We start from the raw sequence: 16275 nt of genomic DNA on the forward strand, positions 1-16275 counted from the left end.
ACGTTGTTTAGGCCCTGTGAAACAGGGGGATAACTGATAAATATCCTGTCGGGGCTGATTGTTGCATCATGTTTGCGTGGAGCTGTAGCAAGATGGCGCAGTCTGGCGGCAGAAGATTTAGCGTGGTTTGCCGGCTGGCCGCAGAAAAACAGTCAACCGCGGGGCGCAAAGAAGCGAGGCGAACCTGCAACGGCAAGCCGCCTTTCGACCGCGAGGTTTGTGGACTTCAACACGGTTTGAGACCGAGCCGGGCCGCACGCGCCAACGACCGAACTCACCCTTGAAACAGCTTCCGGTAGTGCAGCGGGCTCGTCTCGAAAACGCTGCGGAAGTGGCGGATGAAGCTGCTGTGATCGTAAAAACCACACTCGTGCGCGATCTCGGTGATGGGCGTGTCGCTGTGGCGCAGGCGGTCGCTCGCGATCAAGACGCGCAGACGGACGATGAACTGACGCGGGCTCATGCGAAAGGTCGCCTGGAAGCGTCGCTCGAGCTGGCGTTGCGACAGGCCGATGCTACGGGCGAGCTCCGGCACCGCCAGCGGCTGGGCGTAGTTGGCACGGATGCTTTGCACCAAATCGAGCACCGGATCCTGCGAGATATTCAGCAGGTTTTCATAACTCTGCACCGTGCCGCAAAGTCCGCAGACCGCGCCGGTCCGGTCGAAGAGCGGCAGCTTCTGGGTGATGAACCATTCGGGCAGACGTTCGCGGGAGGGGAAGAGTTCGATGAGGTTGAGCAAGGGTTCGCCGGTCTCCAGCACGGTGCGGTCGTCGGCCGCGAACTTGCGCGCCATGTAAGCGGGGAAGAGCTCCTCGTCGGTGCGACCCGCCAACTCCTCCGGCGTGCGCATGCCGCAATGCTGCGCAAACTCGATGTTGCCGGTAACGATGCGCGACGCCCGGTCTTTCACGAAATACATCAGGTCCGGGATGTGATCGAAGAGCTGGTTGATCGAGCGGAGCGGATCGAGTTGGTCGAGCCAGGTGGCGAGAGGCATGATGGCGAAAAAATACAATTATTAACCCAGTCGATACAAGCTGGAGAACCGCTTTCTCGGCTACATTGGGAGCCTGCCCGCGCGGCGTCTGTCGTTTCCCCGCCCGACCGCTGTGCTCGGCGCAACCCCAACCCCTTACCCCCGACCCCGAAACCATGCAATTCGGTGCCAGCACTTGGCTTTGGACTTCTCCGTTTGACGGCAGCGATGTCGCGCTGCTCTCAAAGATCGCAACCATGGGATTCGATTTTGTCGAAATCCCCGTCGAAGACCCGACGACGATCGATGTCGCGGCCATCAAAAGCGCCCTGAGCGACACCGGCCTCACGCCCATCGTCTGCGCGGCGGTGGCCGGCGAACGCGACCTCTCCAGCGCCGATCCGGCCAACGTCGCGGCGGCAACGACCTATCTGACCGCCTGCTGCGGCTTGGCGCAGGAGTGGGGGAGTCCGCTGGTGGTCGGTCCGCTCTACGCGGCCGTGGGCAAGGCCCGGCTGCCCACCGAGGCCGAACGCACCGCGGAATGGGCACGCTCCGTGAGCAACCTGCGCCACGTCGCTGGCATCGCGGCCGCGCACGGCGTGCGTCTGGGCATCGAGCCGCTCAATCGCTTTGAGACCGACATGGTCAACACGACGGCCGGCGCGCTGCGGTTGTTGGCCGACATCGACAGCCCGCACGTGGGCCTGTCGCTCGACAGCTTTCACATGAACATCGAGGAGGTCGATTTCTGTGCCGCGATCGAGGCGGCGGGCGATCGCCTGCTGCACCTGCAGGTTTCGGACAGCCACCGCGGCGTGCCGGGCGACGGCAACAGCGACTGGGCGGGGCTGCGCGAGGGCCTGCGCCGCATCGGCTACGACGGCCGGCTCTCGATCGAGAGTTTTTCCCCCGACAGTTCCGGCCTCGCGGCGGCCGTCTGCATCTGGCGCCGCTTCGCGCCGTCGCAGGACGCGTTTGCGGAGCGGGGACTGCGTTTTCTCCAACAATGGCAGGCCGGCGGCGAAGCCGGTGTGGCCGACGAATCCAAATAACGAATACACCCCATGAACGTTGCCATCATCGGTCTCGGCTTCGGTGCCGAATTCATTCCCATCTACCAGGCCCATCCGCGGGCCAACATGTATGCCATCTGCCAGCGCAATCCCGACAAGCTGAAGGAGATTGGCGACAAGTTTGGCGTGGAAAAGCGCTACACCTCCTTTGACGAGGTGCTGGCCGATCCGGCCGTCGATGTGGTCCACATCAACACCCCCATTCCCGACCACGGCCCGCAGTCGATCAAGGCGCTTGAGGCCGGCAAGCACGTGGCCTGCACGGTGCCCATGGCGACGTCGGTCGAGGACTGCCGTCGCATCGTGGAGCTGACCAAGAAAACCGGCCTGATCTACATGATGATGGAAACGGTGGTCTACAGTCGGGAGTTCCTCTTCGTGAAGGAGCTCTACGACAAGGGGGAGTTGGGCCGCGTGCAGTTCCTGCAGGCCTCGCACCAGCAGGACATGGCCGGCTGGCCGGGTTACTGGGACGGCCTGCCGCCGATGCATTACGCGACCCACTGCGTCGGTCCGGTGCTCGGCCTCGAACGCAAGCTCGCCGAGCAGGTCACCTGTGTGGGTTCGGGTCGCATCAACGAATCGCAGGCCAAGGTCTACGGTTCACCCTTCGCGATCGAGTCCTGCCACATTCAGATGAAGGACTCCGACGTCGCGGCGCGCATCTACCGTTCGCTCTTCGAAACCGCCCGGCAGTATCGCGAGAGTTTTGATGTCTACGGGTCGAAAAAATCCTACGAGTGGCCGCTCATCGAAGGCGAGGAGCCGGTCATCCACACCCTCGGCAAACCCGAGCCGGAGATCCCCGAACGCGTGCCGGTGCCGGACTACGCGCACCTGTTGCCCGAGCCGATTCGGCACTTCACTGGCCGCGGGGTTTACGACTCCGACGAGAACCAGCACCTCTCCTTCACCCAAGGCGCCGGCCACGGCGGCTCGCACCCGCACCTGGTGGACAACTTCATCAAGGCGGTGCTCGACAAATCGAATCCCTACCCCAACGCGGTGGAGTCAGCCAACATCAGTTGCGTCGGCATCCTCGCCCACGAATCGGCGATGGAGGGCGGCGTGCCGAAGCGCATGCCGGACTTCACGCTCGATGATCCCCACGCCGGCTGAACCCCGCCGGCTCCAATGAACGGTGAGCTGATCCAACCCCGTCGCCGCCTTGCGACTCCAAGCGCGACGCAACCACGTTGAACCCATGTTTGTGACTCCCTTTGCCCCCGCCCAATTCCTGCGCCGTTTGGCCCCGCTCGTTGTGGCTTTCGCCTTGGCCTTCGCGCCGGCGCGCGCCGCCAACGACGACGATGGTGTGATTGATCTGCTCTTCCTCGGCCACGGCGCACGCGAGGGCAAAGGTTACCACCTGTCGCATGTGTTCGCGCCGGTGTTCAACCGTTCGCTGGGCAAGGAGAAGATCCGCATGCGCTACGTCGAGGATCCGGCGGTGCTCAATCCCGAGGACCTCGGTCAGACCGATGTGCTGCTGATCTACGCCAACCATTACGGTCTCAAACCGGAGCAGGAGAAAGCGCTGCTCGACTTCGTGGCGAACGGCGGCGGTTTCATGCCGGTGCACAGCGCCAGTGCGTGCTTCCCCAAATCGAAGCCTTACGTCGACCTCGTCGGCGCCCGCTTCAAGAGCCACGGCAAGGAAGCCTTCACCGCCCACATCGTGCCGGGGCAGGAGCACCATCCGATCATGGACGGTTGGTCGGAGTTTGAGACGACCGACGAAACCTACGTGCACGCCGACCACAACGAGGTGAATCGCACCGTGTTGATGACGCGCGAGGAGGAGCCGTGGACCTGGACCCGCACCCACGGCCAGGGCCGCGTGTTTTACACGGCCTATGGTCACGACATGGACACCTGGGGCCAGGCCGCCTTTCACGACCTGCTCATCCGCGGCATCCGCTGGGCCGCCGGCGACGCCAAGGCCGCCGCCAACCGCGCGCTGGTGCAGACGCTGCCGGAGCTCACCTACCAGCCGGCCGACACCATTCCGAATTACCGCAAGCAGGATCCGGCGCCGGAGTTCGCCCGGCCGTTTTCGCCGGAGGAGTCGCAGCAACTCACCATGGCCGAAGCCGGCTTCGAACTGCAGCTCTTTGCCGCCGAACCGCAGATCGTAAACCCCATCGCCTTCGCGTGGGATGAGCGCGGCCGCCTCTTCGTGGCCGAGACGATCGATTATCCGAACGAGGTGAATCCGAACCAACAGGGCGACGACCGCATCCTCATCCTCGAGGACACCGACGGCGACGGCCGCGCCGACAAGTCCACCGTGTTCGCCGACGGCCTCAACATCCCGACCAGCCTTACGCCGATCGACGGCGGTTGGATCGTGGCGCAGGCCCCGCAGTTTCTCTTTTTGAAGGACACCGATGGCGACGACGTCGCCGATGTGCGTTACGCCATCAACCAGGACTGGGGCGTCGAGGATACCCACGCCGGTCCGTCGAGCCTGCGCTATGGTTTCGACAACAAGATCTGGGGCGCGGTCGGTTACTCGGACGCGAAGAAGTCGACCCAAGGCGAGTTCGGCCAAGGCGTCTTCCGCATGGATCCGAACTCCGGCGTCGTTGAGCCGGTCGGCATGTTCAGCAACAACACCTGGGGCCTCGGCATGAGTGAGGACTTCGAGATCTTCGGGTCCACGGCCAACAACGCGCCGGCCTTCCACGTGCCGTTGTGGCGCCGTTTCACCTACGATCGCCATACCGCCTTGCCGCCGCAGCTCGCCGCGAAGATCGACGACTTCTCGCAGTTCTTCCCGTCGACCGACAAGTTCCTGCAGGTCGATTGGTTTGGCCGCTACACGGCCGGCGCGGGTTTCAACCTCTACACCGCGCGTTCCTTTCCGGAGCGCTTCTGGAATCAGTCCGCCTTCATCGGCGGCCCGACCGGTCACCTGCTGGGACAGTTCTTCCTGAAGGAGGACGGCACGACCTACGTCGCGCAAAACCGCGGCGCGATCATCACGTCGAACGACGAGTGGTTTTCGCCGGTCTTTGCCGAGGTCGGTCCCGACGGCGCGCTGTGGGTGGCTGACTGGTATAACTTCATCATCCAGCACAACCCGCGGCCTTCGCTCAACTCGGCCGGCTTCGAGGGCCGGATGGGCGCGGGCAACGCGCACGAGAATCCGCTGCGCGATCGTCAGCACGGTCGCATCTACCGCCTGGTTGCGAAGAACGGGAAACTCTCCACCCAGCTCGATCTGTCCCACGCCTCGACGGCCGAGCTCATCGCGGCCTTCGGTAACGACAACATGTTCTGGCGCATGACCGCCCAGCGCAAACTGGTGCGCGAGCAGCGCCGCGACGCCATCCCGGCCTTGCGCGAAATCGTCGCGACCGATGCCGCCGTTGACGGCCTGGGCCTGAACCCGCGCGTGATTCACGCGATCTGGACGTTGCAGGGGCTCGGCGCCTTCACCGTCACCACGGCCGAAGGCGAAGCCTCTGTTGCGGCGGCGCTCGGCCACGCGTCCGCGGCGGTGCGCAAGAACGCCGTCATGGCGCTGACCGAAGCGGGTGGGGAAGCCAACCTTGCCCGCGCCGCGACGCTGCTCGACGACCCCGACGCAAAGACCCGCCTCAAGGCCGTGCTGGCGCTGGGCCTGCTGCCCGCCAGCGAAGCCAACGCGCAGGCGCTCTTCAGCCGCCGCGCGACCTTTCCCGCCGATCCCTACCTGGCGCGCGCCTTCGCCCACGCTGTGCTCGATAACGAGGCGCCCTACATGGCCGCGTTGCTGAGCCACCCGGAGCCCGCCGCGAAGACGGTGTTTGAGCTCTATGCCAAGGTCGAGGAGTCGCCCGACTACCTCGTGGCCAAACGCTACTTCGAAAACGTCGACGGCGACGTGGCCGCCGCGCTCGGCGACTGGTCCGGGTTGCCCGTCACCTCGCTGCAGCCGATAGCGATCGCGTTGCTCGACGCGTGGAAGACCAAGCTGCACGAGCCGACCGCTGACGAGGTGGCGTTGGTGCAGCGTCTCGTCGATCGTCTCGACGGCGATACGCAGATGCGCCTGCGGTTGCGCGCCGGTGGTCTCGATCTCCACTACGCCAACATCGACGAAGCGGCCTATGCCGAGTTCCTGCAGGCCAACACCTTCACGCCGGAAATCTCCGAACGCGCCTGGCTCGGGCTGGGCGAACGCGTTTTCCAGCAGAACTGCGTGGCCTGTCACGGCTCGGAAGCCCGCGGCGATCGCAGCGTCGGCGCGCCCGCCCTGCGCGGCATGGAAAGCTGGTATGTGCAGACCCAGTTGCAGAAGTTCCGCGCCGGGCTGCGTGGCACGCACTTCAAAAACGCCAATGGCATCGCCATGCGCAGCGCGCTGGAGTTCCTCGACGCGCAAAGTCGCAGCGAGACCTTTGTCATGTCGAGCCTCGCGGCCTACCTCACGTCGTTGGACCCGGTGCAACCCGAATCCACCGTGGTCGGCAACCCCGCCGCCGGCCAGGCGCTCTACGCGGTCTGCGCGACCTGCCACGGTCCGGACGGCGCGGGCAACCGCGAGCTCAACGCGCCCAAACTCACCGGCAAGCAGGACTGGTATCTGCTCACTCACCTGAAGCTCTTCCACGACGGCGTGCGCGGCTCCGACCCGCGTGACGTCACCGGCGCGCAGATGGCGGCGATGGCCAAGACCGTGCCGACCGAACAGGCCATGCGCGACCTCATCGCGTATATCCAAACCTTCAATACGAAGCAGTGACGTCGTCCTGACTCAACCCCACCCGACCCCCAACCCCGCTACCCCCTATGTCGCAAGAATCCGTCAATCCCCAACGGCTCCTCTGGGCCGGTTTCACCGCCATCCTTGCCACCGGCGTCGGTTTCGCCGTGCGCGGGGGCATTTTGGACAACTGGGGCGCCGAGTTCGGCTTCTCCGCCACGCAGCTGGGGGTGATCAGTGGCGCCGGCCTCACCGGCTTCTGTTTCGGCATTTTCGCGGGCGGTCTGGTGGTCGACAAAATCGGCTACGGCAAACTGATCGTGGCCTCGTTTGTCCTGCACCTGCTGTCGGCCGTGATCACGCTTTCGGCCGCGCCCGGCATGGGCATGGCGGCGGCCTACAACACGCTGTTCTGGGGCACCTTCATTTTCGCGCTGGCCAACGGCGCACTCGAAGCGGTGGCGAATCCGCTGGTGGCGCGCCTCTTCCCCGAGAACCGCACGCACTACCTCAACATCCTGCACGCCTCGTGGCCGTTGGGGCTGGTGCTGGGCGGGGTGATCGGCTGGGTGCTCGACGATCGTATGGGGGTGTCGTGGAAAGTGCAGCTCGTGATGTTCCTGCTGCCGACGCTGGTTTACGGCGTGATGTTCTTCCGCCAGAAGTTCCCCAAGTCGGAAGCCGCGGAAAAAGGCCTGAGCCTCGGCGAAATGTTCAAGGACGTCGGCCTGCTCGGCGGCGCGATCGTCGCGGTCATGCTGGCGATGTTCTTCAGTGCCACCTTCCCGGCGCTGCCGACCTGGCTGCTGGTGGCGGGGGCGCTGGTGGTCGTGGGTATGATCGGCAAGATCACCAACTTCGCGACGGGTTCGCTGGTGCTCTTCATTCTCTTCGGCGCGCACATCCTGGTGGGCGCGGTGGAGCTCGGCACGGACGGCTGGATTCAGAACATCACCGGCAACATCCTCAGCTCGGAGCAGGGCAAGGCGCTCTTCGTGATCACCTCGCTCACGATGTTTGTGCTGCGTTTCTGTGCGGCTTGGATCGAGCGCACGCTCAAACTCTCGCCCGTCGGACTGCTGCTCGTGTGCGCCATTCTCGCCTTCATCGGCCTCAACCTGACCAGCGGCATCGCCACCTTTGGCGGGGCGGTGGTGGCGCTGCTCATCTACGGAGTGGGCAAGACCTTCTTCTGGCCGACCATGCTGGCCATCTGTGGTGACCGCTTCCCGCGCACCGGCGCCATTGCCATGAGCATCATGGGCGGACTCGGCATGATGTCGGGCGGCCTCATCGGCTTGCCGGGCCTCGGTTACGCCAAGGACCGCTTCGCGGCTGAGGCACTCGAGCAGCAGGCCCCGCACGTGCACGTCGTGAGCAAGGCGGCTGACCCGAGCAAGTGGCTCTTCTTCGCCCCGGTCGACACGATCGACGGTTCGATCCTCGCGCAGGCCAAGAGTGCGGAAACGCCCACCCCGGATCAGCAGGCGCTGATCGAGGCTGACCTCGCGGGCGACCGCCGCACCCTGCGCGTCGATTCCTTCATCCCGGCGACGCTTGCGCTCATCTATCTCGGTTTCCTGCTGCACTACCGCAGCAAGGGCGGCTACCGGCGACTCACGCTCGAAGAAGAGCAGGCGCTGCGACCGTGACGGGTGGCCGGGCGCTTGCCTGCCTGGGGCACGGTAGCGCCCGACCCACCGGGTCCAACGGACTCGCGTTACCGTCGGGGTAGGGCGGGACCGCTGGGCCCGCCGATTGCGGTGGGAAGGCTGGGCGGCACTTGGAGCGGTCGGCCCAGCGGTCCGACCCTAACTTTGGACTGCGTTTTGAACGCTGCGACCGTGACGTTCGGTCGGACGTAAAGCCCCGCCACCTTGGCGGCCGCTGGAATGTCGGCGAGGCGCTGGCAGCTTATTGGCGCCAGAGGTTCGGGAGGAACCGTTCGTGGAGGAGGTGGCGCCAGGTGGCCCAGTCGTGACCACCGTGACCGCCGGCGTAATACTCGTGCTCAATGCCGTGGGCTTCGAGGGCCTTGATGAGGCCCTGCACCCGGGCATTGAAGAAGCCCTCGGCCTCGCGGGTGCCTTGGCCGACGAAGAGGTAGTCAATCTTGGCGTTGGCCTCGGGGTCGTTGAGGAAGTCGGCCAGCGTCTCCTCGGCGGTGACGTCGCCGGCGCTCAGCACCCCGAAGGAGCCGAAGAGATCGAGGTTGTTGAAGCCCACATACATGGTGTGGCGACCGCCCATGGAGAGGCCGGAAAGGGCGCGGCCGTGCGGACTGGCGATGGTGGAATAGTGGGCATCAACCAACGGGATCACGTGCTCCCGCATCTCGCGGGCGAAGATGTCGAAGGTCAGCTCCACGTGCTGCGGGTGGTTGCGGTGGATGACCTGGTTGTTGGGGATGGCGATGATCATCGGTTCGGCGCGGCCCTCGGCGAGGAGGTTGTCCATGATGAAGTTGACGCGGCCGTCATACATCCAGTTGTGCGGCAGTTCGCCGCTGCCGCCGACGAGGTAGAGGACCGGGTAGGACCTGGTGCGATCGTATCCAGGGGGCGTATACACATAGAGGTCGCGTTCGCCGCCGGTGACTTGGGAGGTGTAGATGTGACGGGTGATGGCGCCGTGGGGAACCTCGCGGGCGTCGTAGTAGGCCGGACCGTCGCCGTGCACGATGAGCTGGCTGTAGGGCGGCATGCCGGTGAAGGAGGCCTGGGTGTTGTTGGGGTCGGCGACCTGGGCACCGTCGATGCGGAAGTGGTAGGCATACATGTCGGCCGGCACTGGACCGACCGTGACGGACCAAACGCCTTCGTCGCCCTTGGTGAAATAGAGGTGTTCGCCGCGGGCGATACCGAGTTCGGCGAGCAGGGCGCCACCGGAGAGCTCGACGGTGGTGGCCTCCGGGGCTTTGACGCGGAAGGTCACGGTGCGGTCGTCGTGCACCTCGGGGGAGTTGACGGCGGCGCTGAACGGGGTGAGGCCCTGGGTGTTGCGTTGCGGGTCCCAGTCGAGGTTGACGTTGGCCTGCTGGGCGGCGGCGGTGAGCGCGAACGCGGCCAGAGGCAGGAGGAGGAGGAGGCGGGGTGTTTTCATGGTAAGATGGGAGGTGGTCGGTGGTAGCTGGTTGCTGGGGGAGAGATCGAGGGCGGATGCGGACTTTCGGACGGCGCGGGTGGAGCGGCTGCCGGAAACGCGGTCGGGACGTCCGCGTTCACCTCAAGGAATGATGGTGACGATGACGCGTTGGTAGCGGGTGAGCGCCGGGGCGCCTTTGTCGGTGACGCGCAGAATGAAATGCGCGTCGCGTGGCTCGTCGACGGCGGGCATCTTGAAGGGGACGGCGTAGAGGTTGGGGGAACGGACGTGTGGTTTGATCTCCTCGGCCCAGCCGCCGACCTCGGGGTAGTGAAACCAGTAGTAGCTGAGGCTGTCGCCGTCGGGATCGGTGGTGCCGGCCGCGCTGAACTCAAACACCTCGCCGGCGCGCAGGGTGAGGCGGTCGGGGTGAGGCAGGCGGGGAACCGGCGGGTGATTGGCCGCGGCGTAGGCGTGGGTGGTCCAGTCCATGCGCGCGGCAAAGTCGTTCTGGAAATCAGTGCGCCAGCGCCAGAGCGTGACGCGAGGGCCGGAGAAGGTTTCGGTGCCGGGATGGGTGGCGCGGCCGAACTCTGAGGTCACGAGCGGGGTGTGCGTATCAGAGGCGTTGGTCCAGATCGGGCGGGTCTCGGGTTCGTAGGGGATGCCGATGAAGCCGTTGAGATCGAGCGTGGCGGGATCGGGAATCTTGAGTTCGTAGCGGCCGCCCCAGCCGCCCCAGTCGGGGTGCTCCGGCACGCTGAGGCCGTTGGGGATGAGGTTGAGGAAGGCCGGCGTGTCGCCCTCCAGCCCGTAGGCAACATCCGGATACGCGGCGCCGAGCGGGCCGTGGCCCTGCTGCAGGTGCCGGGCGAGCCACGAGTTGCTCACGACGGTGTTGTCGGCGCCGGTCATGTCGCGGGTGATGGCGATCCAGATGCTGGCGCCGTAGCCGCCGGGGCTGACGATGTAGTGAAGGTCGGGGAACTCCCGGCGGATCCACGGGCCGGTGTTGTCCTGATCGGAAATGGTGTAGACGCGGAGCTTCGCGAGGAGGCGAGCGGCTTCGGCCGGCGGTTCGGTGGCGCGGATCGTGTGCAGCGCTTGCGCGAGGGTGTTGACGCCGCCCCACACGGAGACCCACACCGGGCGCGGATCGTCGGCTTTGGCGGCGGCGATGATGGCGGCGGAGCCGGACGTATCCTGACCGTCGCCGACGGCTTCGAGTCCGGCGTGCGGTTGGCCGGCACGGACGAGGGCGTGGAGTTGCGCGGCGGTGGGATAGCCCGGTTCGTGCAACAGCAGGTTGGGCTGCACTTGGCCGTAAACATCAATGAGGGCGTGAATCGACTCCGGGTGGACGGCGTGGCGCTGGTGCACCGAGGTGGTCGCGACCAGCGCCTCGATGTCGATCTGGTTGGCGTAGAGCAGCAGGCGGATGAGCGACTGGGTGTCGTCCGGATCGGCTTCGATGTCGGTGAGGACGATGAGGCGCTGTTTGGCGGGCGGCGGCGGCGTGTCGGCGGCGAGGGCGCGCGGCGCGCAAACGAGGCTGGCGAGCGCGAGGGCGCTAAGAACGGGACGAAGCAAAACCATGACGGCGGGGTGGGGTGGGGCGGACAACGAGGAGCAAAGCATCACGTCAGTTGGCGGGGCAGCAAAACGCTTGATAACCGTAAAACGTGAGGCGGGGCGATGGCTTCCGTTTGGCAAGGGGCGGCCGAAACGCCAAGGTCGTTGCACCATGCCCCACTTTGTCGTGACCCGCACCTCTCGCCTGAGCGCCGAAACGATCGGCGAAGGCATCTTTGACCTGGCAAACTGGGCGACCTTCACCGGCTACGGACCGATCCCCGGCATCGCGCGGGTGTCCAAGCGCAACGACGCGGCGCGGGTGGGCACGATCTTCGAGGTGGAGAACACCGATGGCTCGACTCATCGCGAAACCGTGGTCGCCTACGAACCCGGACGGCGACTGGAGCTGCGCATGGATCACTTTTCCGCACCGCTCAATCGGATAGCTGAGGCGTTTCATGAACGGTGGACCTTTGCAACCACGGCCGAAGGCTGTGTTGTGCAGCGCCATTTCGACCTGAAACCCAAGGGGCTGACGGGCCGCGTGCAGTTGGCCATGGTGGCGCCGTTGCTGAAACAGGCGGTGGGTCGCCACATGGATCGGATTCTCGCAGCGCCCGGTGGGTCGGGCGACGGTGGCGCCAACTCGTGACACCCTTGTCCCGAAGATAAAATGACCGTCCGCAAGCTTGGCGGTTGTTTCACGCGCGGGTCTGCGTTTGGCTGGCGACCTTCGGCACCCAACCCCTTTCACCCCATGCCTACGATTCAAGGAAAAGCGAAAGCGCAGAACACCTATGATGCGATCGTGGTCGGCTCCGGTATCTCCGGTGGCTGGGCCGCCAAGGAACTCACCGAGCGCGGTCTCAACACGCTCCTGCTTGAACGCGGACGCGACGTGCCGCACGGCGAATACCCGACCGCCTTCACCGAAATCTGGGACCTGCCCAATCGTGACAACATCACGCCGGCGACGCGCGCACGGAAGCCGAAGCAGAGCCGCACGGGTTACACCACCAAGCCATCCTCCGAGCACTGGTTCGTCGACGACATCGACCACCCCTATTCCGAGACCAAGCGTTTCGACTGGATGCGTGGTTATCAGGTCGGCGGTCGTTCGCTCACTTGGGGCCGCCAGTCCTACCGCTTCAGCGACCTCGATTTTGAAGCCAACGCCCGGGATGGCTTTGGCGTGGATTGGCCGATCCGTTACGCCGACATCGCGCCGTGGTATGACCACGTGGAGCGCTTCGCCGGGATTTCCGGTTCGAAGGAGGGACTGCCGCAATTGCCCGATGGCCAGTTCTTGCCGCCGATGGAGCTGCGTTGTGTGGAGAAACACGCGGCCGAGAAGGTGAACGCGGCGTTCCCGGAACGTCACATCATCATCGGCCGTGCCGCCAACCTCACTCAGCCCCACAACGGCCGGGGCAACTGCCAGTCGCGCGACCGCTGCATGCGCGGGTGTCCGTTTGGCGCCTACTTCTCGTCCAACAGTGCCACGCTGCCGGCGGCCTACGCCACCGGTCGGCTTACGCTGCGGCCCTTCTCCGTCGTGGCCGAGCTGTTGCACGACGCCGATGCCGGCCGGGCGACGGGCGTGCGTGTCATCGACACGCAGACCCATGAGGCGATCGACTACCACGCCAAGGTCATCTTCCTCTGCGCCTCGGCCATCGGTTCGACGCAGATCCTGATGCAATCGAAGTCCGATCGTTTCCCCGAGGGCTTCGGCAACGATTCCGGGGAGCTCGGCCACAACCTGATGGACCATCACTTTCAAGTGGGCGCCACCGGCCGCTTCGATGGGTTTCATGATCGCTACTACCGTGGTCGTCGGCCCAACGGTGTTTACGTCCCGCGCTTCCGCAATCTGGGCGACAAGGCCACGCGCCAGAAGGACTACGTGCGCGGCTTCGGCTACCAGGGTGGCGCGTCCCGGGACAACTGGGCGCGCGGCGTGGCCGAGCTCTCGCGGGTCGGGGCCGATCTCAAGGCCGACCTCATTGAACCCGGTCCGTGGCGCATGGGCCTCGGCGCATGGGGCGAGCACCTGCCCTATCACGACAACCAGATGACGCTCGATACCACGAACGTCGACCAATGGGGGCTGCCCACCGTCAACTTCGACTGCGAGTTCAAGGCCAACGAAAAGGCCATGCGCAAGGACATGCGGGCGGCCGCCGAGGAGATTCTCGATGCCGCCGGGTTCACCGATATCGGCGGTTGGGACGATCCCAACAACTCGCCGGGTCTTTGTATTCACGAAATGGGCACGGCGCGGATGGGCCGCGATCCGAAGACCAGCGTGCTCAATGGCCACAACCAGGTGCACGCCGCGCCGAACGTTTTTGTGACCGACGGCGCCTGCATGACCTCGTCCTCCTGCGTGAACCCCAGCCTCACCTACATGGCCCTCACCGCCCGCGCCGCGGCGCACGCGGTCGATGAGCTCAACCGCCACAACCTCTGATTCCTTTCAGGATTTCGAAACATGATGACTCGTCGCGAAGCCATTCAACGCACGGCCGCCCTGCTCGGCCTCAGCCTTTCCCCCGCTGCGCTCACCCGCGTGTTGGCGCAAGCGCAGTCCACCGCCGCGGCCGGTCCGCAATACCTGTCGGCCACGCACTTTGCCCTCACCACGGCCGTCGCCGATACCCTGCTGCCCCGCACCGACACGCCCGGCGCGAGCGACGTGGGCGTGCCGGCCTTCATGGATCTGAGCTACGGGGAGTATTATTCGGCCGCGCAACGCGAGCTGTTTGCCATCGGACTCATGCGCCTGAATCAGGCCAGCACCGTGGCGCACGACCGCGCGTTCATCGAGCTGAATGACAGCGAAAAGGCGATTTTCCTGAGTGCCTACGGCGCCGAGGCAGCTGACGACAATCGCGCGTTTTTGCTGCTCTTTCGCCGCACCGCCATGCTCGGTTTCTACACCTCCGAAGAGGTGAGCAAAACGATGTTCAACTACGATCCGATTCCGGGTCGCCTTGATGCCGATATCCCGCTCGCCGAAGTCGGCGGCAAAGCCTGGTCCTCCTGAGTCCCGCTAGTCTACCCCATGAAAAAATCCCCGTCCCTCTTCTGGCTGAGTGCGCTGCTGTGCGCCTCGCCGCTTTTCGCCAACGACGACACCCCAGCTCCAGCCGACGACTGGGTGTCGATGTCCTCGAATCAGATGGACAATCTATACCCGATGGTGAACTCGGAGCGGCGGGTGAAGTTTCGCATCGACGCACCCGAGGCGACGGCGGTGGGGGTGAGTTTTCGCGACAGCAGCGAATTCACCAAGGGCGAAGACGGGGCGTGGTATGGTGTCACCCGGCCGCTTGATGAGGGCTTCCATTATTACACCATCAAGATCGACGGCGCCGACGTGCCGGACCCCAAGAGCAAGATGTATTTTGGCGCCATGCGCTGGGGCAGCGCGATCGAGATTCCGGCGCATGACGAAGCGTTTTACACGATCCAGCAGGTGCCGCACGGGCAGCTGCGCGAGATCTTTTTCCATTCACCCAGCACGCAGAGCGAACGTCGCGCGTTCGTCTATACTCCGCCCGGCTATGACCAGAATCCGGACCGGCGGTATCCGGTGCTCTATTTGCAGCACGGGTGGGGCGAAAACGAATACGGCTGGGGCAACCAGGGGCGGGCGCCGGTGATCATGGACAACCTCATCGCAGCGGGTGAGGTGGAGCCCTTCATCATCGTGATGACTTACGGCATGACCAACCACATCCGCTTTGGCGGTATGTCGGAGTTCCGGATCGAGGACTTTGAAACGGTGCTGGTCGACGAGCTGATTCCCTATGTTGATGCGCATTTCCGCACCATGGCCGATCAACCGCACCGCGCCATGGCCGGCCTCTCGATGGGCGGCATGGAGACGAAGCAGATCACCCTGCGCAATCTCGACGTGTTTTCCCACATCGGCCTGTTCAGTGGCGGCAGCATCAGCCCCGAGGACATCGCTGACTTGGAGGCCTTCAAGGCGGCGAACAAACTCGTGTTCGTGAGTTACGGCAGCCGCGAAGTGGAAGGCGATCGCCCGCGTCGGCGTGGTCCGCATCCGGAGGAGGCCACCAAGGCCCTCGCGGCCACCGGCGTGAACACGCACTATTACGTGTCGCCCGAAACCGCCCACGAGTGGCAGTCCTGGCGCCGCAGCCTCAAGGAGCTCGCGCCGCTGTTGTTCCGGAATTGAGCGGCCGCAAGGTGGACCCCAATCATCGCAATCGGTGCGCCTAGCATCGTGACCCTCCGTTCGCAGTGCCCTATCGTTGGTGCTGCGATGGAAGGATCAGGACTGCGTTTGCAGCAGGTCGGTGAGGTCAAGCGGGCGCGTGAACATGGCCAGGTTGCCGTCGGCATCGACCGGCCATTCGGACTGGGGGCGATCCCAATAAAGTTCGACGCCGTTGTGATCGGGGTCCTGCAGGTAGAGCGCCTGGCTCACGCCGTGGTCGGCGGCGCCGTCGAGCGCGATGCCGGCGGTCTGGAGGCGTCGCAGGGCATCGGCGAGATCGGCGCGGGTCGGATAGAGAATGGCCAGATGATAGAGTCCTGTGCGACCCGGCGGCGGCGGAGAAGCGCCGGCACTTTCCCATGTGTTGAGCCCGATGTGATGATGGTAACCGCCGGCCGAGATGAAGGCGGCCTGCGCGCCATAGCGTTGGGTTACTTCGAAACCGAGGACCCCGCAGTAAAAGTCGAGGGCGCGGGTGAGGTCGGCGACCTTGAGGTGCACGTGACCAATGGAAACCTGTGGTGAAATCGGACGAACCGGAGCGGTGGACATCAGGTCACCAGATGTTGGTTGCGGTATTTCGCAACGCCGCAGTCGCGAGAGCGCGACGAGTGCA

12 protein-coding genes are annotated in these 16275 nt (G+C 64.9%); 8 read left to right on the forward strand and 4 right to left on the reverse strand.

Annotation, left to right across the window (positions count from 1 at the left end; translation table 11 throughout):
- Nucleotides 1–274: 274 nt before the first annotated feature.
- Nucleotides 275–1000 carry a helix-turn-helix domain-containing protein gene (locus AC0MRV_RS07495; RefSeq protein WP_472763823.1) on the reverse strand — a complete coding sequence of 242 codons (726 nt, stop codon included), beginning with the start codon at nucleotides 998–1000 and terminating at the stop codon, nucleotides 275–277.
- A gap of 155 nt (nucleotides 1001–1155) precedes the next feature.
- Between AC0MRV_RS07495 and AC0MRV_RS07500 the strand changes: the two genes are divergently transcribed.
- The 4 genes from AC0MRV_RS07500 to AC0MRV_RS07515 all read left to right on the forward strand — a co-directional run bounded on the left by AC0MRV_RS07500 (nucleotide 1156) and on the right by AC0MRV_RS07515 (nucleotide 8400).
- The gene (locus tag AC0MRV_RS07500) at nucleotides 1156–2034 is read left to right on the forward strand and encodes a sugar phosphate isomerase/epimerase family protein (RefSeq protein ID WP_472763824.1); all 879 of its coding nucleotides are present in this window, start codon (nucleotides 1156–1158) and stop codon (nucleotides 2032–2034) included.
- 12 nt (nucleotides 2035–2046) lie between these two features.
- Nucleotides 2047–3174 carry a Gfo/Idh/MocA family protein gene (locus tag AC0MRV_RS07505; protein WP_472763825.1) on the forward strand — a complete coding sequence of 376 codons (1128 nt, stop codon included), beginning with the start codon at nucleotides 2047–2049 and terminating at the stop codon, nucleotides 3172–3174.
- A gap of 85 nt (nucleotides 3175–3259) precedes the next feature.
- Nucleotides 3260–6787: a PVC-type heme-binding CxxCH protein gene (locus AC0MRV_RS07510; RefSeq protein WP_472763826.1), complete on the forward strand. Its 3528-nt coding sequence runs from the start codon at nucleotides 3260–3262 to the stop codon at nucleotides 6785–6787.
- 47 nt (nucleotides 6788–6834) lie between these two features.
- The gene (locus tag AC0MRV_RS07515) at nucleotides 6835–8400 is read left to right on the forward strand and encodes an MFS transporter (protein ID WP_472763827.1); all 1566 of its coding nucleotides are present in this window, start codon (nucleotides 6835–6837) and stop codon (nucleotides 8398–8400) included.
- 262 nt (nucleotides 8401–8662) lie between these two features.
- On the opposite strand, the gene AC0MRV_RS07520 is transcribed toward AC0MRV_RS07515, so the two are convergent.
- On the reverse strand, nucleotides 8663–9850 hold the full coding sequence (locus AC0MRV_RS07520) for an alpha/beta hydrolase-fold protein (protein WP_472763828.1): 1188 nt from the start codon (nucleotides 9848–9850) through the stop codon (nucleotides 8663–8665).
- A 123-nt stretch (nucleotides 9851–9973) separates the two neighbouring features.
- Nucleotides 9974–11428, reverse strand: coding sequence for a nucleoside hydrolase-like domain-containing protein (locus tag AC0MRV_RS07525; protein WP_472763829.1), 1455 nt, complete (start codon nucleotides 11426–11428; stop codon nucleotides 9974–9976).
- A gap of 148 nt (nucleotides 11429–11576) precedes the next feature.
- Between AC0MRV_RS07525 and AC0MRV_RS07530 the strand changes: the two genes are divergently transcribed.
- From AC0MRV_RS07530 to AC0MRV_RS07545, 4 genes are all read left to right on the forward strand, one after another.
- Nucleotides 11577–12059, forward strand: coding sequence for an SRPBCC family protein (locus tag AC0MRV_RS07530; protein ID WP_472763830.1), 483 nt, complete (start codon nucleotides 11577–11579; stop codon nucleotides 12057–12059).
- Nucleotides 12060–12164: 105 nt separating this feature from the next.
- On the forward strand, nucleotides 12165–13880 hold the full coding sequence (locus tag AC0MRV_RS07535) for a GMC oxidoreductase (RefSeq protein ID WP_472763831.1): 1716 nt from the start codon (nucleotides 12165–12167) through the stop codon (nucleotides 13878–13880).
- Nucleotides 13881–13901: 21 nt separating this feature from the next.
- Nucleotides 13902–14456 carry a gluconate 2-dehydrogenase subunit 3 family protein gene (locus tag AC0MRV_RS07540; protein WP_472763832.1) on the forward strand — a complete coding sequence of 185 codons (555 nt, stop codon included), beginning with the start codon at nucleotides 13902–13904 and terminating at the stop codon, nucleotides 14454–14456.
- 18 nt (nucleotides 14457–14474) lie between these two features.
- A complete protein-coding gene (locus AC0MRV_RS07545; RefSeq protein ID WP_472763833.1) occupies nucleotides 14475–15617 on the forward strand; it encodes an alpha/beta hydrolase in 1143 nt (380 codons plus the stop codon).
- A gap of 96 nt (nucleotides 15618–15713) precedes the next feature.
- Here AC0MRV_RS07545 and AC0MRV_RS07550 read toward each other — a convergent pair whose 3' ends face one another.
- Entirely contained in the window at nucleotides 15714–16211 is a 498-nt protein-coding gene (locus tag AC0MRV_RS07550; protein WP_472763834.1) for a VOC family protein, read from the reverse strand.
- Nucleotides 16212–16275: the final 64 nt, after the last annotated feature.

The organism is Actomonas spartinae (genome assembly GCF_051209155.1).
Lineage (GTDB): Bacteria > Verrucomicrobiota > Verrucomicrobiia > Opitutales > Opitutaceae > Actomonas.

Coding starts and splice junctions, on each gene's coding strand:
- AC0MRV_RS07495 (WP_472763823.1), bottom strand. CDS start 1,000: ATGCCTCTCGCCACCTGGCTCGACCAACTCGATCCGCTCCGCTCGATC.
- AC0MRV_RS07535 (WP_472763831.1), top strand. CDS start 12,165: ATGCCTACGATTCAAGGAAAAGCGAAAGCGCAGAACACCTATGATGCG.
- AC0MRV_RS07525 (WP_472763829.1), bottom strand. CDS start 11,428: ATGGTTTTGCTTCGTCCCGTTCTTAGCGCCCTCGCGCTCGCCAGCCTC.
- AC0MRV_RS07530 (WP_472763830.1), top strand. CDS start 11,577: ATGCCCCACTTTGTCGTGACCCGCACCTCTCGCCTGAGCGCCGAAACG.
- AC0MRV_RS07510 (WP_472763826.1), top strand. CDS start 3,260: ATGTTTGTGACTCCCTTTGCCCCCGCCCAATTCCTGCGCCGTTTGGCC.
- AC0MRV_RS07550 (WP_472763834.1), bottom strand. CDS start 16,211: ATGTCCACCGCTCCGGTTCGTCCGATTTCACCACAGGTTTCCATTGGT.
- AC0MRV_RS07545 (WP_472763833.1), top strand. CDS start 14,475: ATGAAAAAATCCCCGTCCCTCTTCTGGCTGAGTGCGCTGCTGTGCGCC.
- AC0MRV_RS07520 (WP_472763828.1), bottom strand. CDS start 9,850: ATGAAAACACCCCGCCTCCTCCTCCTCCTGCCTCTGGCCGCGTTCGCG.
- AC0MRV_RS07500 (WP_472763824.1), top strand. CDS start 1,156: ATGCAATTCGGTGCCAGCACTTGGCTTTGGACTTCTCCGTTTGACGGC.
- AC0MRV_RS07505 (WP_472763825.1), top strand. CDS start 2,047: ATGAACGTTGCCATCATCGGTCTCGGCTTCGGTGCCGAATTCATTCCC.
- AC0MRV_RS07515 (WP_472763827.1), top strand. CDS start 6,835: ATGTCGCAAGAATCCGTCAATCCCCAACGGCTCCTCTGGGCCGGTTTC.
- AC0MRV_RS07540 (WP_472763832.1), top strand. CDS start 13,902: ATGATGACTCGTCGCGAAGCCATTCAACGCACGGCCGCCCTGCTCGGC.